33 protein-coding genes are annotated in these 17450 nt (G+C 43.2%); 1 reads left to right on the plus strand and 32 read right to left on the minus strand.

Going from position 1 to position 17450, the window contains the following annotated elements:
* Window positions 1-207 precede the first annotated feature (207 nt).
* From ACM67B_RS10510 to nadD, 4 genes are all read right to left on the minus strand, one after another.
* The gene (locus ACM67B_RS10510; protein ID WP_416189576.1) at window positions 208-717 is read right to left on the minus strand and encodes a c-type cytochrome; all 510 of its coding nucleotides are present in this window, start codon (window positions 715-717) and stop codon (window positions 208-210) included.
* Window positions 718-886: 169 nt separating this feature from the next.
* Window positions 887-1357, minus strand: coding sequence for a 23S rRNA (pseudouridine(1915)-N(3))-methyltransferase RlmH (gene rlmH / locus ACM67B_RS10515; RefSeq protein ID WP_416189577.1), 471 nt, complete (start codon window positions 1355-1357; stop codon window positions 887-889).
* Window positions 1358-1436: 79 nt separating this feature from the next.
* The gene (rsfS, locus tag ACM67B_RS10520; RefSeq protein ID WP_165010072.1) at window positions 1437-1823 is read right to left on the minus strand and encodes a ribosome silencing factor; all 387 of its coding nucleotides are present in this window, start codon (window positions 1821-1823) and stop codon (window positions 1437-1439) included.
* Between the two features lie 126 nt (window positions 1824-1949).
* The gene (gene nadD, locus ACM67B_RS10525) at window positions 1950-2558 is read right to left on the minus strand and encodes a nicotinate-nucleotide adenylyltransferase (RefSeq protein WP_416189578.1); all 609 of its coding nucleotides are present in this window, start codon (window positions 2556-2558) and stop codon (window positions 1950-1952) included.
* A gap of 193 nt (window positions 2559-2751) precedes the next feature.
* On the opposite strand from nadD, the gene ACM67B_RS10530 reads away from it, so the two are divergent.
* Window positions 2752-3633, plus strand: coding sequence for an NUDIX domain-containing protein (locus tag ACM67B_RS10530; RefSeq protein ID WP_416189579.1), 882 nt, complete (start codon window positions 2752-2754; stop codon window positions 3631-3633).
* 237 nt (window positions 3634-3870) lie between these two features.
* On the opposite strand, the gene rplQ is transcribed toward ACM67B_RS10530, so the two are convergent.
* The 28 genes from rplQ to rplC form a co-directional block, all read right to left on the minus strand.
* Window positions 3871-4245: a 50S ribosomal protein L17 gene (gene rplQ, locus ACM67B_RS10535; protein ID WP_095502544.1), complete on the minus strand. Its 375-nt coding sequence runs from the start codon at window positions 4243-4245 to the stop codon at window positions 3871-3873.
* Between the two features lie 24 nt (window positions 4246-4269).
* Window positions 4270-5256, minus strand: coding sequence for a DNA-directed RNA polymerase subunit alpha (locus tag ACM67B_RS10540; RefSeq protein WP_416189580.1), 987 nt, complete (start codon window positions 5254-5256; stop codon window positions 4270-4272).
* Window positions 5257-5281: 25 nt separating this feature from the next.
* Window positions 5282-5902: a 30S ribosomal protein S4 gene (gene rpsD, locus ACM67B_RS10545; RefSeq protein ID WP_416189581.1), complete on the minus strand. Its 621-nt coding sequence runs from the start codon at window positions 5900-5902 to the stop codon at window positions 5282-5284.
* Between the two features lie 19 nt (window positions 5903-5921).
* Window positions 5922-6317, minus strand: coding sequence for a 30S ribosomal protein S11 (gene rpsK, locus ACM67B_RS10550; protein WP_002216249.1), 396 nt, complete (start codon window positions 6315-6317; stop codon window positions 5922-5924).
* A 19-nt stretch (window positions 6318-6336) separates the two neighbouring features.
* On the minus strand, window positions 6337-6699 hold the full coding sequence (gene rpsM, locus ACM67B_RS10555; protein ID WP_095502541.1) for a 30S ribosomal protein S13: 363 nt from the start codon (window positions 6697-6699) through the stop codon (window positions 6337-6339).
* 65 nt (window positions 6700-6764) lie between these two features.
* Window positions 6765-6878, minus strand: a complete 114-nt coding sequence (rpmJ, locus tag ACM67B_RS10560) for a 50S ribosomal protein L36 (RefSeq protein ID WP_003697674.1) — start codon at window positions 6876-6878, stop codon at window positions 6765-6767.
* A gap of 19 nt (window positions 6879-6897) precedes the next feature.
* A complete protein-coding gene (gene infA / locus ACM67B_RS10565; protein ID WP_003684714.1) occupies window positions 6898-7116 on the minus strand; it encodes a translation initiation factor IF-1 in 219 nt (72 codons plus the stop codon).
* 4 nt (window positions 7117-7120) lie between these two features.
* Window positions 7121-8431 (minus strand): preprotein translocase subunit SecY, encoded by a 1311-nt coding sequence (secY, locus tag ACM67B_RS10570; protein WP_416189582.1) that lies wholly within the window; start codon window positions 8429-8431, stop codon window positions 7121-7123.
* A 13-nt stretch (window positions 8432-8444) separates the two neighbouring features.
* Window positions 8445-8879, minus strand: a complete 435-nt coding sequence (gene rplO, locus ACM67B_RS10575) for a 50S ribosomal protein L15 (protein WP_416189583.1) — start codon at window positions 8877-8879, stop codon at window positions 8445-8447.
* Window position 8880: 1 nt separating this feature from the next.
* Window positions 8881-9066, minus strand: coding sequence for a 50S ribosomal protein L30 (rpmD, locus tag ACM67B_RS10580; RefSeq protein WP_003684808.1), 186 nt, complete (start codon window positions 9064-9066; stop codon window positions 8881-8883).
* Window positions 9059-9577 (minus strand): 30S ribosomal protein S5, encoded by a 519-nt coding sequence (rpsE, locus tag ACM67B_RS10585; RefSeq protein WP_095502538.1) that lies wholly within the window; start codon window positions 9575-9577, stop codon window positions 9059-9061. The genes rpmD and rpsE overlap by 8 nt, the downstream gene beginning before the upstream one ends.
* Window positions 9578-9594: 17 nt before the next feature.
* Window positions 9595-9948: a 50S ribosomal protein L18 gene (gene rplR / locus ACM67B_RS10590; protein ID WP_095502537.1), complete on the minus strand. Its 354-nt coding sequence runs from the start codon at window positions 9946-9948 to the stop codon at window positions 9595-9597.
* 13 nt (window positions 9949-9961) lie between these two features.
* Window positions 9962-10495, minus strand: coding sequence for a 50S ribosomal protein L6 (rplF, locus tag ACM67B_RS10595; protein WP_416189584.1), 534 nt, complete (start codon window positions 10493-10495; stop codon window positions 9962-9964).
* A 13-nt stretch (window positions 10496-10508) separates the two neighbouring features.
* A complete protein-coding gene (gene rpsH, locus ACM67B_RS10600; RefSeq protein WP_066077332.1) occupies window positions 10509-10901 on the minus strand; it encodes a 30S ribosomal protein S8 in 393 nt (130 codons plus the stop codon).
* A 14-nt stretch (window positions 10902-10915) separates the two neighbouring features.
* Window positions 10916-11221, minus strand: coding sequence for a 30S ribosomal protein S14 (rpsN, locus tag ACM67B_RS10605; RefSeq protein WP_095502535.1), 306 nt, complete (start codon window positions 11219-11221; stop codon window positions 10916-10918).
* Window positions 11222-11223: 2 nt separating this feature from the next.
* Complete coding sequence (gene rplE / locus ACM67B_RS10610) at window positions 11224-11763, minus strand: 50S ribosomal protein L5 (RefSeq protein ID WP_095502534.1); 540 nt, start codon at window positions 11761-11763, stop codon at window positions 11224-11226.
* A 9-nt stretch (window positions 11764-11772) separates the two neighbouring features.
* The gene (gene rplX, locus ACM67B_RS10615) at window positions 11773-12096 is read right to left on the minus strand and encodes a 50S ribosomal protein L24 (RefSeq protein WP_095502533.1); all 324 of its coding nucleotides are present in this window, start codon (window positions 12094-12096) and stop codon (window positions 11773-11775) included.
* A 12-nt stretch (window positions 12097-12108) separates the two neighbouring features.
* A complete protein-coding gene (rplN, locus tag ACM67B_RS10620) occupies window positions 12109-12477 on the minus strand; it encodes a 50S ribosomal protein L14 (RefSeq protein ID WP_002215434.1) in 369 nt (122 codons plus the stop codon).
* A 224-nt stretch (window positions 12478-12701) separates the two neighbouring features.
* A complete protein-coding gene (rpsQ, locus tag ACM67B_RS10625; protein WP_416189585.1) occupies window positions 12702-12965 on the minus strand; it encodes a 30S ribosomal protein S17 in 264 nt (87 codons plus the stop codon).
* Complete coding sequence (gene rpmC / locus ACM67B_RS10630) at window positions 12965-13156, minus strand: 50S ribosomal protein L29 (protein ID WP_019272314.1); 192 nt, start codon at window positions 13154-13156, stop codon at window positions 12965-12967. The genes rpsQ and rpmC overlap by 1 nt, the downstream gene beginning before the upstream one ends.
* Window positions 13156-13572, minus strand: coding sequence for a 50S ribosomal protein L16 (rplP, locus tag ACM67B_RS10635; RefSeq protein ID WP_095502531.1), 417 nt, complete (start codon window positions 13570-13572; stop codon window positions 13156-13158). The genes rpmC and rplP overlap by 1 nt, the downstream gene beginning before the upstream one ends.
* Window positions 13556-14251 (minus strand): 30S ribosomal protein S3, encoded by a 696-nt coding sequence (gene rpsC, locus ACM67B_RS10640; RefSeq protein WP_095502530.1) that lies wholly within the window; start codon window positions 14249-14251, stop codon window positions 13556-13558. Before rpsC ends, rplP begins: the two co-directional genes overlap by 17 nt.
* A gap of 9 nt (window positions 14252-14260) precedes the next feature.
* On the minus strand, window positions 14261-14590 hold the full coding sequence (rplV, locus tag ACM67B_RS10645) for a 50S ribosomal protein L22 (RefSeq protein WP_003675877.1): 330 nt from the start codon (window positions 14588-14590) through the stop codon (window positions 14261-14263).
* Window positions 14591-14598: 8 nt separating this feature from the next.
* Window positions 14599-14877 carry a 30S ribosomal protein S19 gene (rpsS, locus tag ACM67B_RS10650; protein ID WP_002215422.1) on the minus strand — a complete coding sequence of 93 codons (279 nt, stop codon included), beginning with the start codon at window positions 14875-14877 and terminating at the stop codon, window positions 14599-14601.
* Between the two features lie 5 nt (window positions 14878-14882).
* Window positions 14883-15716 carry a 50S ribosomal protein L2 gene (gene rplB / locus ACM67B_RS10655; protein ID WP_416189586.1) on the minus strand — a complete coding sequence of 278 codons (834 nt, stop codon included), beginning with the start codon at window positions 15714-15716 and terminating at the stop codon, window positions 14883-14885.
* A gap of 12 nt (window positions 15717-15728) precedes the next feature.
* Complete coding sequence (rplW, locus tag ACM67B_RS10660; RefSeq protein WP_198345309.1) at window positions 15729-16037, minus strand: 50S ribosomal protein L23; 309 nt, start codon at window positions 16035-16037, stop codon at window positions 15729-15731.
* Window positions 16034-16654: a 50S ribosomal protein L4 gene (gene rplD, locus ACM67B_RS10665; protein ID WP_416189587.1), complete on the minus strand. Its 621-nt coding sequence runs from the start codon at window positions 16652-16654 to the stop codon at window positions 16034-16036. Before rplD ends, rplW begins: the two co-directional genes overlap by 4 nt.
* The gene (rplC, locus tag ACM67B_RS10670; RefSeq protein ID WP_416189588.1) at window positions 16654-17298 is read right to left on the minus strand and encodes a 50S ribosomal protein L3; all 645 of its coding nucleotides are present in this window, start codon (window positions 17296-17298) and stop codon (window positions 16654-16656) included. The genes rplD and rplC overlap by 1 nt, the downstream gene beginning before the upstream one ends.
* Window positions 17299-17450 lie beyond the last annotated feature (152 nt).

The raw sequence follows: 17450 nt of genomic DNA on the forward strand, positions 1-17450 counted from the left end.
GAAATCAAATCCAATCCCATTCAACCAGTTTTGCTTTAGATATTCAGATGGCCTTTAAAGTGATTAAAAATCATCATGCTACAAATATCCCACACGAGCATTATCTTATTTTCATCGTCATGATACACGGCACTACGCATACAAAAAGGCCGTCTGAAACAGCTTGATATTCTGTTTCAGACGGCCTTTTGTGTGGTTTTTAAGCGATTAGTCGTCTACACGGAAAGAATCGTGGCAAGATTTACAGCTTTGGCCCACATCGCCAAACGGTTTTTTCACCGCATCCAAGTTGCCTTCGGCAGCAGCCGTTTTCAAAGCAGCAGCAGCCGCGATGAATTTGTCAGCCTCTTGCTTAAATTGATCAGGCTTGCTCCACACTTCAGGTTTGGCACCGGATTCTTCTTTCGCACTCTCTTCGGTGTAGTGCACCCAAGGTTTATCGGCATTTTCCGCCAAAGTATCGGCAGCCGCTTGGAATGCCGCAGCATCGTAAGCGGTTTCGCCCTTAATCATTTTGCCCATGGTGCCGGCAGATTCTTTAAAGACATCCATCAGGCGCTCGCGCTCTTCAACCGCCGCTTTAGCGCTGCCCGCAGGGGCTTCCGAAGTCGCGGCAGGTGCTGGTGCTGATTCAGCAGGTTTGGTTTCGTTTTGGCCGCCGCACGCGCTCAACAGCAATGCCGCCAGCGTGCCCATTGTCAATAAGGTTTTATTCATGATTGTGTTCCTTTTGGGTTTTATTTATTTGCTTTGTAATGGAAATGTATCAGAAATATTTTCAAAATCAAGCGATTGATATAGTTTTATATTTGTTAACACAATCTTCCAAATCAAAAGGCCGTCTGAAATACAGACAGCCTGTGCTTTTGGCGCAAAAAATCAGCCTTTATTCACGATGATAAGGATGATTATTTAAGATGGAAACGGCGCGGTAAAGCTGCTCGGTCAGCAATACGCGCACCATGCCGTGAGGCATGGTCAGGCTGGATAGGCGCATCATCAGGCGGGCTTGCTGTTTGAGATGGTCGGTCATGCCGTCGGCGCCGCCAATCACAAAGCAGACATGTTCACCGTTTTGCTGCCATGTTTTAAGGTGTTCCGCTAATTCAACCGAAGTCGGCGCTTTGCCGCGCTCATCCAATACCACCAGAAACGCGCCCTGCGGAATGGCTTCAAGTATGCGTTTTTCTTCCGCGGCCATTCCCTGCGCGGCATTGACGCCGGCGCCGCGTTTCTCGGGTTTGATTTCTTTTAAGGTGTAATTCACTTCACGGCCAAAGCGTTTGGCGTATTCATTCACGGCTTCATCGACCCATTTGGGCATTTTGGTGCCGACAGCTAAAACGGTAATGTTCATATTAGGTATTTATCTATAAGAAACACAGGCCGTCTGAACATTTCAGACGGCCTGATTCACCATAAAATCGGGTTAAGACTTAATCGGCCGCATGCCAAGGTTTTTGCATACCGGCTTCAAAAGCAGGTTTTTCACCGCCCCACAGGGTGTCGATGTCGTAATAATCGCGCACGGCCGGCAGCATAACGTGTACCACCAAATCACCGGCATCGACCAATGTCCACTCGCCGGTATCGCCCTCTTGGCTCAAAATTTCGAAGCCGGCTTCTTTCAAATCAACCGCCACATTGTTGGCCAAGGCTTTGACTTGGCGGGTGCTGTCGCCGGTCGCCACAATCATGCGGGCAAACAGCGAGGTTTTTTCTTGGGTTTCCAACACGGAAATGTCTTTGGCTTTCACGTCTTCCAACGCGTTTACTGCGATTTCGACCATTTTTTGCAAGTCGAGTAATTCTTGTTCGTTCATTTTATTCCTAAGTTACGTTTTTCAGACGGCATTATAGCTTATCTGGCTGAATTTAAGCTATTTTTTGCAGTATTTTATCAAGGAATCTATTCAGACGGCCTATGGGCTGAATCATGATATTTCTGATTAGCGGTATAAACCGTGTTGCTGGATATAACGCGCGACTGATGATGGAATGAGGCCATCTGAAAGGCTTTGATTTTCCAAGGCGGCGCGAATTTGCGTGGAACTGATGTTGTACAAAGGCACCTGCAAAATACGCACGCTGCCGTTTTGCAAAGCTTCACCCAACCATGCGTGCAGTTCGCGCGGTGTTTGGTTCAAGCTGTCGCCTTCGCGCATAGCTACGGCAATGTTGACTTGCTGCACCAAGGTTTGCCATTTTTTCCAAGTATGCAGTTTCATCAAACTGTCGCTGCCCAATAACCACCAAAGTTTCGCTGCCGGAAATTGCTGGCGGAAAATCTGTACGGTATCGAAGGTATAAGTCGCCCCTTCACGCACCATATCGCAATCACTAAGCGCAAAACGCGGCTCTTCGGCAATGGCCAATTCTGTCATGATGAAACGGTGTTTGGCCGGCGTTTGCGTATTTTGTGGTTTGTGGTAAGGATCGCCTGCAGGTAAAAAAATGACGGTATCCAAGCCAACCTCATCGGCAAATGCTTGCGCGATGTGCAGATGGCCGTTGTGAATGGGATCAAACGTGCCACCGAAAAGTCCGATATTTTTCATGTGCTACCAAATGAAATCAAGTTAAAAGTATGCGGCCGATGATTGAACAGGCCGTCTGAAAGGTTCCCTCAATATTAACATGGTTTGCAGCATTGCCGCGTATCGACATAGACTGCAACCGGGAATGTAACAGTTGCAAATCGGGATAAACGCGTTACAATCTGAAACACAAATGATAATAAGGTGAAACAATATGTCTGCAGTTCCTCAATTGGTTCATGTTTTAGATAAGACAATCCAAGATAAATTGTGGCAATGGGCGCAAGTGAATTATGGTTTACATGGCTCATGGCAGACTTTATGGCTGAACGGTTTAGCCTTAGGCCGTCTGAATGCGCAATGGCAAGCGCAAATTGAAAAAGATTGGCAAGGCGAATGGGAAATGCGTTCAGACGGCCTGCACTTGCGTGCAGATAGTTGGCTGAGCTTGGGTGATGCACTTCAACACATGGCGCATGACTGGAAGCAACTGGGCATATTGCATGGCTGGCGTGATGAGCGTTTTGATGTTTGCCATCACGATAATGTTTTGTTCCCGCTCGAACGTGCCGCATTCCGCCCATTAGGTTTGATGAGCAAAGCAGTGCATTTAAATGGTTTCACCTTTCAAGACGGCGAATGGCAACTATGGATTGGCCGCAGAAGTGAACATAAAGCGGTCGATCCGAACAAACTGGATAACTTGGTCGGCGGCGGGGTATCCTGTGGTGAAGACATTACAGTAACCATGCTGCGTGAAAGTGAAGAAGAAGCAGGCTTATCGCCGCATCATTTACAACATCTCAGACTGCAGAATCAGTTACACAGCCTACGCCCTGTTTCTCGCGGTTTGCATAATGAAACTCTCTATATCTTCGACGCCGTATTAGCCAGCGATGTTATCCCTGAGAATCAAGACGGTGAAGTGGTCGGATTTGAATTGATGAAGATTAATGAGATTATAGAAGCGATGCTGAGCGATGTGATGATGAGCGATGCGCAACTGGTGATTTTAGATGCGTTTGAGCGCCATGGTTTGCTTGACCCGCAACATGATTTATCAAAATGGCTTAAATCAATTAAAACCAGTGGGTAATAGCAGTATTACATACCAGAACTAGAGCGAGATTTTTTGTCAGTTCTATATCTCTGGCACATATTGTGGCATGCGATATTTGAAAACTTGCCTACCAACGATGCTAAAAGCGAGATGCGCTTAGGCCGTCTAAAAAATATTGCAAAGTAGATTCAAGTTTTAAATAGGCCAAAAACAGTATTTCAAAAGAAAAACACCATCTATTTCACAATAGATGGTGTTTTCAATTTTGTTCGATTATTCAGCTGTTTCAGCTGCTTTATCAACTAACTCTACCAACGCCAAAGGCGCATTGTCACCTTTACGGAAACCGTATTTCAGTACACGAACATAGCCGCCATTACGAGCAGCGAAACGTGGACCCAATTCGTCAAACAATTTAACCACTACATCGCGATCGCGAGTACGGTCAAATGCCAAACGACGGTTTGCCAAAGAAGGTTTTTTACCCAAAGTAATCAAGGGCTCTACCACGCGGCGCAATTCTTTTGCTTTAGGCAAAGTGGTCACGATAGTTTCGTGAGTCAACAAAGAATTTGCCATATTGCGCAGCATCGCAGCACGGTGGCTGCTGGTACGGTTTAATTTTCGGTTACCATTACGATGACGCATGTCATTATCCTTTAATCTTCAAACTTACGGCTTTTCTAAGCCTACAGGCGGCCAAGCTTCTAATTTTGAACCTAATGTTAGACCTTTAGAGGCCAACACCTCTTTGATTTCATTCAAAGATTTACGACCCAAATTCGGAGTTTTGAGAAGCTCGGTTTCAGTACGTTGAATCAAATCGCCAATATAATAAATATCTTCAGCTTTCAGACAATTAGCTGAACGTACAGTTAATTCCAAATCATCTACCGGGCGCAGCAAGATAGGATCGATTGGAGGAGCTTTTTCTTCAACCTCTTCAACCGGCGTACCTTGCAAGTCAGCAAAGATAGACATTTGGTCAATTAAAATACGTGCGGCACTGCGTACGGCTTCTTCCGGATCAATAGAACCATCAGTTTCGATATCCAAAACCAATTTATCCAAGTCGGTACGTTGCTCTACGCGTGCAGGTTCAACTTCAAAGCTAACACGGCTGATGGGCGAAAAACTCGCATCCAACTGAATCGCACCAATCTGTTTGTTTTCATCACGAACAACGCGACGACCTGAAACAGATTGATAACCACGGCCTTGCTCAACTTTGATTTCCATTTCTACTTGACCATTATTAGACAAGTGGCAAATCACGTGCTCTGGGTTCAAAATTTCCACATCGTGTGGCAATTCGATGTCCCCGGCCACAATTGCACCGGCACCTGATTTTTTCAAAGTCAACTGAACTTGGCTACGACCGTGCAACTTAAATACGATACCTTTGATGTTCAACAAAATGTCTACGACATCTTCTTGAACACCATCAACGGTAGAATATTCATGCAACACACCGGTAATAGCCACTTCAGTCGGTGCAAAACCATTCATGGATGACAGTAAGATACGACGCAAAGCATTACCTAAAGTGTGACCAAAACCACGTTCAAACGGCTGCATTGAAACTTTTGCACGTGTAGTAGACAAAGTATCTACATCAATTTGACGAGGTTTCAAAAATTCGGTTGTGCTATTTTGCATTTAACTGTCCCTCACTGAGCTAGCATTATTTAGAGTAAAACTCTACCACCAGCTGTTCATTAATATCGCCAGTCAATTCTGAGCGATCCGGCATATTTTTGAATATGCCTTCCAATTTATCTGCATCAACTGAAACCCAGCTAGGCAAACCAATTTGAGTTGCCAAGCTCAAAGCTTCTTGGATACGTACTTGTTTTTTAGCTTTCTCGCGGATAGCTACAACATCACCGGCTTTAACTTGGAAAGAAGGGATATTCACAACTTGTCCGTTAACGGTAATCGCTTTGTGAGAAACCAATTGACGGGCTTCTGCACGGGTAGAGCCGAAGCCCATGCGATATACAACGTTGTCTAAACGAGATTCCAGCAATTGCAGCAACAATTCACCAGTAGAACCTTTACGGCGTGAAGCTTCTGCAAAATAACGACGGAATTGACGTTCTAATACGCCGTAGATACGACGGATTTTTTGTTTTTCACGCAATTGCAGACCATAGTCTGACAAACGTGGTTTTTTAGCACCGTGTTGACCTGGCGCAGAATCCATTTTGCATTTTGACTCTAAAGAGCGACGTGCACTCTTCAAAAACAGATCTGTACCTTCACGGCGTGCTAATTTACATTTAGGGCCAATATAACGTGCCATGTTTCAAATCACTCCAATATTAAATACGACGTTTTTTAGGTGGACGGCAACCGTTATGAGGCAACGGGGTAACGTCAGTAATGCTGGTAATCTTGAAACCAAGAGCGTTGAGCGCACGTACAGAAGATTCGCGACCTGGACCCGGGCCTTTAATGCGAACTTCTAAATTTTTAACGCCATACTCTTGGGCAACTTTACCAGCTGCTTCTGCAGCTACTTGAGCTGCAAATGGTGTACTTTTACGTGAACCTTTAAAACCAGCGCCGCCAGAGGTAGCCCAAGACAATGCATTGCCTTGACGGTCAGTGATTGTAATGATGGTATTGTTAAAAGATGCATGAACATGCACAATACCTTCGCTTACGGTTTTACGTACTTTTTTACGTACACGCGAAGCTGTGTTTGCTTTAGCCATTAATCAATTTCCTTAAAAATTATTTCTTACCGGCAATCGCTTTGCGCGGACCTTTACGGGTACGTGCATTTGTGCGAGTGCGTTGACCGCGACAAGGTAAGCCACGACGATGACGGAAGCCGCGATAGCAACCCATATCCATCAATCGTTTGATGCTCATCGTTACTTCACGGCGCAAGTCACCTTCAACTTCATATTTAGCAACTTGCTCACGCAAAGCGTCCAATTGAGCCTCGTCCAAATCTTTTGCTTTTACGGTAGGCGCAATATTTGCAGCCTCGCAAATCAATTTAGCACGAGTCGCACCAATACCGTAAATAGCTTGCAAGCCAATAACGATATGGGCATTATTAGGGATATTTACCCCTGCAATACGAGCCATATTTTTTTCCTTTTAGGGCAAAGTGTGTCACTATACCACAAAATCAAATTAAGAGAAATAAACTCTTAACCTTGACGTTGTTTGTGACGTGGATCAGTACAAATCACACGAACTACGCGATTACGACGAATAATTTTGCAGTTACGGCAAATTTTCTTTACAGAAGGTTGTACACGCATTTTTTTTCCTTTATACAGTCTATCTTGCTCTGAATACGATACGAGCACGGGTTAAATCATAAGGCGTTAACTCAACGGTTACTTTATCACCCGGAGAAATTCGAATGTAGTGCATACGCATTTTTCCAGAAATATGACCTAAAACCACATGGTCGTTCTCGAGTTTAACTTTGAATGTTGCATTCGGCAAAGTTTCAAGAATTTCGCCTTGCATTTGTATGGTATCTTCTTTAGCCATAGTCTTACTTACGTGATAATGATTTCATATCGGGACGATTCATTAGGCTTTCATATTGCTGGGTCATACGATAGGAATTAATTTGCGTACTAAAATCCATCGTTACCACAACCAAAATTAATAGCGAAGTACCGCCCAAATAGAAAGGTACATTTAATGCAGTCGTTAAGAATTCAGGAATCAAACAGATGATGGTAATGTATAAAGCACCAAAAAGCGTTAAATGCAATACTACCTTCTCTAAGTATCTAGAGGTTTGATCACCTGGGCGAATACCTGGTACAAAAGCCCCACTCTTTTTCAAATTCTCCGCCATTTCTTTCGGACTGAATACCAATGCCGTATAAAAATAACAGAAGAAAATAATCGTTGCTGCAAATATCAGAATATAAAGCGGTTGGCCATGTTGGAGCATGGCGGCAACTTTGTGCAACATACTGTCTGTATTATTTGAACCAAACCAACTTAATAAGGTAGAAGGGAATAAAATAATACTGGAAGCAAAAATTGGCGGAATAACCCCAGCCATATTTAATTTGAAAGGCATATGCGTATTTTGACCTTGTCCAACATGACCAAATTGTCTTTTGGCATAATGAACAGGAATTTTACGTTGCGCACTTTCAAAGTAAACCACAATATAAATCAGCAGTAGTGCACCGATTACAATAGACACCGCCATCAACATACTCATCGCACCTTGACTGGTTAATGTCCAGAGCTGGAGAATTCCTGCCGGAATACCGGCGGCAATACCCGCAGTAATAATCAATGAAATACCGTTGCCGATACCTCTTTCAGTAATTTGCTCACCCAACCACATTAAGAACATGGTACCGGTAACCAAACATACTACTGTTGAGATATAAAATTCTAACTGATTTGCAACGACAATACCTTGTTGAAAAACGAAGGTTGCTACACCAAAACTTTGCAGAATAGCCAGCAACACAGTGCCATACCGCGTGTATTTCGTAATGATTTTACGCCCAGCCTCACCTTCTTTTTTCAACGCTTTCAAGGAAGGAAGTATTTCAGAAGCAAGCTGCACAATAATCGAAGCCGAAATATACGGCATAATACCGATTGCAAATATACTAAAGCGCTCTAACGAACCTCCTGAGAACATATTTAACATTCCCAGAATACCGTTTCCAGCGCTTTCGTATAACTTAGCTAATGCAACAGCATCTACACCCGGCACTGGAATATGAGCACCAATACGGAAAACGACCAATGCCCCGATTAAGAACAATAGACGCTTTTTCAAGTCTCCAAATTTAGATAAACCTGAGGAAGATTGTTGACTAGCCACTGTAATTTAAGCCTTATTCTTCAACTTTACCACCAGCAGCTTCAATTGCTGCTCGTGCGCCTTTAGTTGCTTTAATGCCTTTTAAAGTCACTGCTTTTGAAACTTCACCAGAAGCAATTACTTTTACATTAGTAGCATTTGCAGGAATCAGACCTGCTTGTTTCAATACCAACAAGTCAATTTCTGATACCGCAACCAAAGCCAACTCACTTAAACGTACTTCTGCATTTGCTGAAGCAGTCAAAGATTTAAAGCCGCGCTTAGGCAAACGACGTTGCAAAGGCATTTGACCGCCTTCAAAGCCTACTTTATGAAAGCCACCAGAACGGCTTTTTTGGCCTTTATGGCCACGACCACCGGTTTTACCTAAACCACTACCAATACCGCGACCAACGCGGCGTGCTGAATGGGTTGCACCTTCAGCTGGCTGGATAGTATTTAAAAACATATTAAGACTCCACTTTCAACAAGTAGCTGATTTTATTAATCATACCACGGTTTTCAGGGGTATCCAAAACCTCAACGGTATGCTCACGACGACGCAAGCCTAAGCCACGCGCACAAGCACGATGAGATTCAATAGTACCAATCAAACTTTTAACCAAAGTAACTTTGATTTTTTTCTGCTCAGTCATGACCAGCTCCTAAAATATCTTCTACTGTCAAACCACGTTTAGCAGCAATATCAGCAGGAGTGTACAATTTTGATAAGCCGTCTAATGTAGCGCGTACAATGTTGTAAGGGTTGGTAGAACCATGTACTTTAGCAGAGATGTTATGAATGCCCATTGCATCAAATACTAAACGCATTGGACCACCGGCTTTTACACCACTACCTTCTTTTGCAGGTTGCATAAATACACGGGTAGCACCATGACGACCAATTACTTCATGATGAATGGTACCATTTTTCAAAGGTACTTTAATCATAGAGCGACGAGCTTGATCCATTGCTTTTTGAACGGCTACAGGCACTTCTTTAGATTTGCCTTTACCCATACCGATGCGGCCATCGCCATCACCTACTACAGTCAGCGCAGAGAAAGCCATAATGCGGCCACCCTTAACGACTTTTGTTACACGGTTTACGGCAACCATTTTTTCGATTAAGCCGTCACCGCGTTCTTCAATTTCATGTTTTGCCATCTGAAAGTCTCCAAATATTAGAAGCTTAAACCATTTTCACGAGCAGCTTCAGCTAATGCTTTTACACGGCCGTGATATTGGAAACCAGAACGGTCAAAAGCAACTTTTTCTACACCTGCTGCTTTTGCTTTTTCTGCAATACGTTTGCCAATCAATGCAGCTGCTTCAACATTGCTGCCTGATTTTAAGCTACTACGTACTTCAGATTCCAAGGTAGAGGCTTGAGCCAATACTTTATCACCTTCAGCACTAATTACTTGAGCATAAATATGATTATTGGTGCGGAACACGCATAATCTTACCATTTTCAAGTCCGCGATACGGGCACGGGTTTTGCGTGCACGACGGAGTCGGGTTGCATGTTTATTCATTAGTGAACCTCAATTATTTTTTCTTGGCTTCTTTCATCACCACTACTTCACCTACATAACGTACACCTTTACCTTTGTAAGGCTCAGGAGAACGGAATGCGCGAATTTCAGCAGCAACTTGACCAACAGTCTGTTTATCCGCACCAGTCAGAACGATTTCAGTTTGACTAGGAGTTTGAACAGAAACACCTTCAGGCATTTCGTAAACGATTGGATGAGAAAAACCCAAAGACAAATTCAAAGTTTTGCCTTGAGCTTGAGCACGATAACCCACACCAATTAATTGAAGTTTTTTCTCAAAACCTTCAGAAACACCTTTAACCATGTTGTTAACCAAAGCGCGAGCAGTACCAGACATTGCATTTGCCTGTTTGGTATTGTTTGCTGCAGCAAAAGTTAACACACCGTCTTCTAATTTAATTTCAACATCAGAATTTAAAGGAAATGACAATTCACCATTTTTACCTTTAACAACCAATGCGTCTGTTCCAAATTTTACTTCTACACCAGCAGGAACAGTCACTGGATTTTTAGCTACGCGTGACATTTATAATTCTCCACTAGGCAACGATGCACAACAACTCACCACCCACACCCTCAGAGCGTGCTTTACGATCAGTCATTACACCTTTAGAAGTACTTACGATAGCAACACCCAAGCCATTCATGACACTTGGAATCTCACTAGAAGCTTTATAAATACGCAAACCAGGACGTGAAACACGTTTAATTTGCTCAATAACAGGGCGACCTGCATAGTATTTCAGTTGAATTTCCAATACTGGTTTTGCATCAGCAGAAACTGCAAAGTCCTCGATATAACCTTCTTCTTTCAAAACCTTTGCAATTGCGCATTTTAATTTTGAAGAAGGCATGGCAACTGCTACTTTATTAGCACGTTGCGCATTGCGGATACGAGTCAACATATCGGAAATAGGATCATGCATACTCATTATTAATACTCCTATTACCAGCTAGCTTTTACAACACCCGGAATTTCGCCACGCATAGCGATTTCACGGATTTTAATACGACCCAAACCGAATTTACGGAAAGTGCCACGAGGACGACCTGTCAGTGCACAACGGCGACGTTGGCGTACAGGTGCTGCATTGCGCGGAATTGCTTGGAATTTCAAACGAGCCTCAAAACGCTCTTCATCAGTAGCATTTGAATCATTGATAACAGCAAAAATTTCTTCACGCTTAGCTGCATATTTTTTCGCTAAAGCTTGACGTTTCAGCTCGCGATTAATAAGTGCTTTCTTAGCCATGTTTAACCTTTGAACGGAAATTTAAATAAAGATAACAAAGCTTTCGCTTCTTCATCAGTTTTGGCGGTAGTCGTAATGGTGATATTCAAACCACGCAAAGCATCAATTTTATCGTATTCAATTTCCGGGAAAATGATTTGCTCACGTACACCCATATTGTAATTGCCGCGACCGTCAAAAGACTTGCCATTCACACCACGGAAGTCACGTACACGAGGCAATGCGATAGTAACCAAACGATCTAAGAATTCAAACATTTGATCGCGACGCAAAGTCACTTTACAACCTACAGGGTAGTTATCACGAATTTTAAAGCCTGCAATAGACTTACGTGCAACAGTTACTACCGGTTTTTGACCAGCAATTTTTTCTAAATCTGATACAGCGTGCTCCATTACTTTTTTATCAGCAACAGCTTCACCAACACCCATATTCAAGGTAATTTTCTCAATACGAGGAACTTCCATAATGGATTTGTAACCGAACTGTTTTACCAACTCAGGCACTACCGTATCTTTATAATACTCTCTCAAACGAGCCATGATATCTCCTTATGCTCCGATGATAGAGCCATTAGATTTAAAGAAACGAACGCGCTTAACTTTACCTTCGCTCTCAATCAATTTAATACCAACACGATCAGCTTTATTGGTTTCAGGATTTAAAATCGCAACATTTGAAATTGCCAGAGGCATTTCTTTAGCAATAATGCCACCTTCAACACCACGCATAGGGTTTGGTTTTTGATGGCGCTTAACTACGTTTACACCTTCAACAACAATTTTATCACCCAAGATGCGAGCTACTTGACCTTGTTTACCTTTATCTTTACCAGCAATAACGACTACTTTATCGCCTTTAATAATTTTGTTCATCGCTTCTTTTCCTTATAAAACTTCAGGTGCCAATGAAACAATTTTCATGAAACGTTCAGTACGCAATTCACGAGTAACTGGACCAAAAATACGGGTACCTAGAGGCTCAAGCTTATTATTCAACAATACAGCTGCATTGTTATCAAACTTAATCAACGCGCCATCCGGACGACGAACACCTTTAGCAGTACGAACAACCACTGCATTGTATACATCACCTTTTTTAACACGGCCACGAGGTGCAGCGTCTTTAACTGCAACTTTAATAATATCGCCAACCGAAGCATAGCGACGCTTAGATCCGCCCAATACTTTGATGCACATAACGCGACGCGCACCAGAGTTATCAGCCACATCTAAGATGGTCTGCATTTGAATCATGTTATTACCTTTAAATTAACCAACTTAATTTACCTTTTTCATCTGACTCATAACTTAGTGTTAAGTTACTATCACATGAAACCTTCTCGGTTCTAGTAAACCAGTCTTGGATCCCGACGGGAAGAAACTTTCAGAAGAAACTGAAAGATAAGAAACGAAGTTTACACGCAAATTAAATTTGCTGCAAGACTTCGTTTCTTATAAGTGCATTACTGTATCAAAAATTAAACAGTACGCGCCTTCTCAACCAGCTCTTTAACAACCCAAGATTTGGTTTTTGACAATGGACGAGATTCCGCGATTACCACGATGTCGCCAATGCCAAACTCATTGTTTTCATCATGAGCATGAACCTTGGAAGACAAACGAATAATCTTACCGTACAAAGGATGTTTCACTTTACGTTCAACCAATACGGTTACGGTTTTATCCATTTTGTCGCTTACCACTTTGCCTTGCAAAGTACGAACATTTTTTTCTACGCTCATTACTTAGCACCTTTTTCAGTTAAAATGGTTTTAATACGAGCAATATCGCGACGCACACGTTTTAATTCACTTGGTTTACCCAACTGACCAGTGGCATTTTGCATACGCAAACCAAATTGTGCTTTCAACAAGTCAAGCAAATCAGCATTCAATTGCTCAACAGATTTGTCTTTCAATTCATTTGCTTTCATTATTGACCTACCTGTCTTACTACAAAGGTTGTAGGAATAGGCAATTTTGCCGCAGCCAATTCAAAAGCTTCACGAGCTAATGCTTCTGGTACGCCATCCATTTCATACAAAACTTTGCCTGGTTTGATTTCAGCAACGTAATATTCAACATTACCTTTACCGCCACCCATACGAACTTGAATAGGTTTTTCAGTAATCGGTTTGTCAGGGAATACACGAATCCAAATACGACCGCCACGTTTAATGTGACGAGTCATCGTACGACGTGCAGCTTCGATTTGACGAGCAGTTAAACGGCCACGACCTACTGCTTTCAAACCAAATTCGCCGAAACTTACTTTGTTACCGCGCGTAGCGATACCGGTGTTACGGCCTTTGTGCTGTTTACGGTATTTCAGTCTAGTTGGCTGCAGCATGACGACCACCTGCCTTTCTTTGTTTCTTCTCTTGCTCAGGTTTTGCGGCAGCTTTATCGTTGCCTTCAGTGTAAACCCAAACTTTCAGACCTAACACGCCATAAGTAGTGTTGGCTTCACTAGTCGCATAATCAACGTTTGCACGCAAAGTATGCAAAGGCACACGGCCTTCACGGTACCATTCGCTACGTGCAATGTCTGCACCGTTCAGACGGCCAGAAGTCATAATTTTGATGCCTTTAGCACCAGCACGCATTGCGTTTTGCATAGAACGTTTCATTGCACGGCGGAATTGAACACGTTTTTCCAATTGCTGAGCAATACTGTCTGCAATGATTTGTGCGTCCAATTCAGGTTTGCGGATTTCTTCGATATTCACGTGAACAGGCACACCCATCAAGGCTTGCAGATCACGTTTCAAGATTTCGATGTCTTCACCTTTTTTACCGATTACCACACCTGGACGAGCCGAGTGAATGGTAATACGTGCAGATTTAGCAGGACGCTCAATAACCACGCGACCCACAGAGGCATTTGCCAAACGGGCACGCAGGTAATTACGAACATCGATATCTTGTTTCAGTACAGTCGCAAACTCGTTGCTTTTAGCAAACCATTTTGAAGACCAGTCTTTAGTTACCGCCAGGCGAAAGCCTGTAGGGTTAATCTTTTGTCCCATAGCTTTTCCTTAGTTGCCCACTGTCACATTAATATGACAAGTTTGTTTTTCAATGCGGTTACCGCGACCTTTTGCACGAGCTTGGAAACGTTTCAAGCTTGGGCCTTTGTCAACGAAGATAGTTACCACTTTCAGCTCATCAATATCCGCACCATTATTGTGTTCGGCATTCGCAATCGCTGATTCCAAAACTTTTTTAATCAACTCCGCACCTTTTTTAGGGCTAAAAGTCAAGATATTCAAAGCTTGGGCAACGTCTTTACCACGGATCAAATCAGCTACCAAGCGAGCTTTTTGAGCTGAAATACGGGCATTTTTATGTTGTGCATTTACTCTCATGATTCACCTTATTTCTTTTTAGCCTTTTTATCAGCCAAATGGCCTTTAAAGGTACGGGTCAATGAGAACTCACCTAATTTGTGACCGACCATGTTATCGCTGATGAATACAGGCACGTGGGTACGGCCATTGTGTACAGCAATAGTCAAACCAATAAAATCAGGCAAAATGGTAGAACGGCGCGACCAAGTTTTAATTGGGCGCTTGTCATTGCTTGCACGAGCAGCATCTACTTTTTTCAGCAAATGCAGGTCTACATATGGGCCTTTTTTCAATGAACGAGCCATATTAATTAACCTTTATTTGAGTAACGACGACGAACAATCATATTATCCGTGCGTTTGTTATTACGAGTACGGTAACCCTTGGCAGGAGTACCCCATGGGCTAACTGGTTCGCGCGCTTCACCAGTACGGCCTTCACCACCACCATGAGGGTGATCAACAGGGTTCATCACAACACCACGGACAGTAGGACGGATACCGCGCCAACGATTGGCACCGGCTTTACCGATTTTTTTCAGGCTTTGCTCTTCGTTACCCACTTCGCCGATGGTAGCACGGCAGTCAACGTGGATCTTACGTACTTCACCTGAACGCAAACGTACTTGCGCGTATACACCTTCTTTTGCCAACAATACGGCAGAAGCACCGGCAGAACGTGCAATTTGCGCGCCTTTACCCGGTTTCATTTCGATGCAGTGAATAGTGGTACCAACAGGGATGTTGCGAATTGGCAAAGTATTACCAACTTTAATCGCAGCTTCCGCACCAGAAACCAATACTGCACCCGCTTGAATGCCGCGCGGAGCAATGATGTAACGACGCTCACCGTCTGCATAGCACAACAAAGCGATAAAAGCAGTACGGTTAGGATCGTACTCAATACGCTCTACTTTTGCAGGGATACCGTCTTTATTACGTTTAAAGTCAACTACACGGTAGTGTTGTTTATGGCCGCCACCTTTATGACGGGTGGTGATGTGACCATTGTGGTTACGACCGGCAGTAGAATGTTTCTTTTCCAACAAAGGTGCATAAGGTGCACCTTTGTGTAAGCCTTCTGCAACTACGCGAACCATGCCGCGACGGCCTGCAGAAGTTGGCTTCATTTTAACGATTGCCATTTTCTATATTCCTTATTCTGCAGCTGCAGCAGCGGCTTCCAAATTCAACTCTTGACCAGCAGCCAAGCTTACGTAAGCTTTTTTAACATCGCTGCGACGGCCCAAAGTACGACCAAAACGTTTAGTTTTACCTTTAATGGTAACAGTAGTCACAGAAGCAACTTCCACACCAAACAGCAATTCAACAGCTGCCTTGATTTCAGGTTTAGTTGCATTTGCCAATACTTTAAACGTCATTTGATTACGTTTTTCAGCCAATACGTTGCTTTTTTCAGAAACGATAGGTGCCAAAATCACTTGAGTCAAACGTTGTTGATTCATACCCATTGCTCCTCTAATTGTGCAACCGCATCTTTAGTCATGATTACTTTTTTGTAACGCAACAAGCTGTAAGGATCAACTTGCTGAGTTTCCAAAACCAGTACATTTGGTAAGTTGCGTGAAGCCAAGTAAACATTCTCATCCAACTGTTTGGTTACAAACAGCACTTGCTCCAAACCCAAATTTTTCACTTGTTCAGCGAACTCTTTGGTTTTAGGCGTATTTGCATTCAATGCATCGATCGCAAACAAACGATCGTCACGCGCCAATTGAGACAAAATAGTCGCCATACCGGCACGGTACATTTTACGGTTCACTTTTTGAGTGAAGTTTTCGTCAGGTTTGTTCGGGAATGCACGACCACCTTTACGCCACAATGGAGATGAAGTCATACCTGAACGGGCACGACCGGTATCTTTTTGGCGCCATGGTTTTTTGGTTGAATGTTTTACTTCAGCACGGGTCTTTTGCGCACGGTTGCCTGAGCGGGCATTTGCCAAAAACGCATTTACAAGCTGATGCACCAATGCTTCATTGTATTCGCGAGCAAACAAAGCGTCAGAAACAGCCAAGCTGCCTGAAACCTGTCCTTTAGCGTCAATAACTTTTAATTCCATTACGCACCTACTTTCACGCTTGGACGTACCACGACATCACTGTTAACCGAACCAGGAACCGCACCTTTAACCAACAGCAATTGGCGCTCAGCGTCTACACGCACAACTTCCAATTTTTGAACGGTTGATTTGGTATTACCGTATTGACCGGCCATGCGTTTACCTTTGAATACGCGACCAGGGTCTTGAGCCATACCGATAGAACCAGGAACACGGTGTGAACGAGAGTTACCGTGAGAGGTACGTTGAGAATCAAAGTTATGGCGTTTGATGGTACCAGAGAAACCTTTACCTTTAGAGGTGCCGGTTACATCAACCAATTGACCTACTTCAAACATTGCAACAGTGATTTCGTCACCGGCTTTTAATTCAGCCAGCTTTTCTTCAGTCAAAGCAAATTCAATCAAACCGTGACCAGCTTCAACACCTGCTTTTGCAAAGTGACCGGCTTCAGTTTTGTTGACACGATTCGCTTTTTTCTGACCAAAGGTAACTTGTACGGCAGTGTAGCCGTCAGTATCTTTGGATTTTACTTGTGTAACGCGGTTAGCAGACATATCCAAAACGGTTACCGGAACAGAAACACCCTGTTCGTTAAACACGCGGGTCATACCAACTTTGCGTCCAACCAGACCTAAAGTCATGATTATTTTCCTTTTAGTAAAGGGACAAGCTACGATTGGCTTGTCTTCGGACAAAGATAAAAAACTTGGTACAGATGTACCAAGTCCGTTATTATAAACTGCTTTTCCAAAAAATATCAATAAAAACTTAGCGTTTTCATCAAAAAGGCCGT

The organism is Neisseria sp. CCUG17229, assembly GCF_047839235.1.
Classification (GTDB): domain Bacteria; phylum Pseudomonadota; class Gammaproteobacteria; order Burkholderiales; family Neisseriaceae; genus Neisseria; species Neisseria brasiliensis.

What these genes read in the sequence shown, in the direction of transcription:
- ACM67B_RS10510 (WP_416189576.1), bottom strand. Translation starts at nt 717, where the DNA reads ATGAATAAAACCTTATTGACAATGGGCACGCTGGCGGCATTGCTGTTG.
- rlmH (WP_416189577.1), bottom strand. Translation starts at nt 1,357, where the DNA reads ATGAACATTACCGTTTTAGCTGTCGGCACCAAAATGCCCAAATGGGTC.
- rsfS (WP_165010072.1), bottom strand. Translation starts at nt 1,823, where the DNA reads ATGAACGAACAAGAATTACTCGACTTGCAAAAAATGGTCGAAATCGCA.
- nadD (WP_416189578.1), bottom strand. Translation starts at nt 2,558, where the DNA reads ATGAAAAATATCGGACTTTTCGGTGGCACGTTTGATCCCATTCACAAC.
- ACM67B_RS10530 (WP_416189579.1), top strand. Translation starts at nt 2,752, where the DNA reads ATGTCTGCAGTTCCTCAATTGGTTCATGTTTTAGATAAGACAATCCAA.
- rplQ (WP_095502544.1), bottom strand. Translation starts at nt 4,245, where the DNA reads ATGCGTCATCGTAATGGTAACCGAAAATTAAACCGTACCAGCAGCCAC.
- ACM67B_RS10540 (WP_416189580.1), bottom strand. Translation starts at nt 5,256, where the DNA reads ATGCAAAATAGCACAACCGAATTTTTGAAACCTCGTCAAATTGATGTA.
- rpsD (WP_416189581.1), bottom strand. Translation starts at nt 5,902, where the DNA reads ATGGCACGTTATATTGGCCCTAAATGTAAATTAGCACGCCGTGAAGGT.
- rpsK (WP_002216249.1), bottom strand. Translation starts at nt 6,317, where the DNA reads ATGGCTAAAGCAAACACAGCTTCGCGTGTACGTAAAAAAGTACGTAAA.
- rpsM (WP_095502541.1), bottom strand. Translation starts at nt 6,699, where the DNA reads ATGGCTCGTATTGCAGGGGTAAATATCCCTAATAATGCCCATATCGTT.
- rpmJ (WP_003697674.1), bottom strand. Translation starts at nt 6,878, where the DNA reads ATGCGTGTACAACCTTCTGTAAAGAAAATTTGCCGTAACTGCAAAATT.
- infA (WP_003684714.1), bottom strand. Translation starts at nt 7,116, where the DNA reads ATGGCTAAAGAAGATACCATACAAATGCAAGGCGAAATTCTTGAAACT.
- rplO (WP_416189583.1), bottom strand. Translation starts at nt 8,879, where the DNA reads ATGTTTTTAAATACTATCCAGCCAGCTGAAGGTGCAACCCATTCAGCA.
- rpmD (WP_003684808.1), bottom strand. Translation starts at nt 9,066, where the DNA reads ATGACTGAGCAGAAAAAAATCAAAGTTACTTTGGTTAAAAGTTTGATT.
- rpsE (WP_095502538.1), bottom strand. Translation starts at nt 9,577, where the DNA reads ATGGCAAAACATGAAATTGAAGAACGCGGTGACGGCTTAATCGAAAAA.
- rplR (WP_095502537.1), bottom strand. Translation starts at nt 9,948, where the DNA reads ATGAATAAACATGCAACCCGACTCCGTCGTGCACGCAAAACCCGTGCC.
- rplF (WP_416189584.1), bottom strand. Translation starts at nt 10,495, where the DNA reads ATGTCACGCGTAGCTAAAAATCCAGTGACTGTTCCTGCTGGTGTAGAA.
- rpsH (WP_066077332.1), bottom strand. Translation starts at nt 10,901, where the DNA reads ATGAGTATGCATGATCCTATTTCCGATATGTTGACTCGTATCCGCAAT.
- rpsN (WP_095502535.1), bottom strand. Translation starts at nt 11,221, where the DNA reads ATGGCTAAGAAAGCACTTATTAATCGCGAGCTGAAACGTCAAGCTTTA.
- rplE (WP_095502534.1), bottom strand. Translation starts at nt 11,763, where the DNA reads ATGGCTCGTTTGAGAGAGTATTATAAAGATACGGTAGTGCCTGAGTTG.
- rplX (WP_095502533.1), bottom strand. Translation starts at nt 12,096, where the DNA reads ATGAACAAAATTATTAAAGGCGATAAAGTAGTCGTTATTGCTGGTAAA.
- rplN (WP_002215434.1), bottom strand. Translation starts at nt 12,477, where the DNA reads ATGATTCAAATGCAGACCATCTTAGATGTGGCTGATAACTCTGGTGCG.
- rpsQ (WP_416189585.1), bottom strand. Translation starts at nt 12,965, where the DNA reads ATGAGCGTAGAAAAAAATGTTCGTACTTTGCAAGGCAAAGTGGTAAGC.
- rpmC (WP_019272314.1), bottom strand. Translation starts at nt 13,156, where the DNA reads ATGAAAGCAAATGAATTGAAAGACAAATCTGTTGAGCAATTGAATGCT.
- rplP (WP_095502531.1), bottom strand. Translation starts at nt 13,572, where the DNA reads ATGCTGCAGCCAACTAGACTGAAATACCGTAAACAGCACAAAGGCCGT.
- rpsC (WP_095502530.1), bottom strand. Translation starts at nt 14,251, where the DNA reads ATGGGACAAAAGATTAACCCTACAGGCTTTCGCCTGGCGGTAACTAAA.
- rplV (WP_003675877.1), bottom strand. Translation starts at nt 14,590, where the DNA reads ATGAGAGTAAATGCACAACATAAAAATGCCCGTATTTCAGCTCAAAAA.
- rpsS (WP_002215422.1), bottom strand. Translation starts at nt 14,877, where the DNA reads ATGGCTCGTTCATTGAAAAAAGGCCCATATGTAGACCTGCATTTGCTG.
- rplB (WP_416189586.1), bottom strand. Translation starts at nt 15,716, where the DNA reads ATGGCAATCGTTAAAATGAAGCCAACTTCTGCAGGCCGTCGCGGCATG.
- rplW (WP_198345309.1), bottom strand. Translation starts at nt 16,037, where the DNA reads ATGAATCAACAACGTTTGACTCAAGTGATTTTGGCACCTATCGTTTCT.
- rplD (WP_416189587.1), bottom strand. Translation starts at nt 16,654, where the DNA reads ATGGAATTAAAAGTTATTGACGCTAAAGGACAGGTTTCAGGCAGCTTG.
- rplC (WP_416189588.1), bottom strand. Translation starts at nt 17,298, where the DNA reads ATGACTTTAGGTCTGGTTGGACGCAAAGTTGGTATGACCCGCGTGTTT.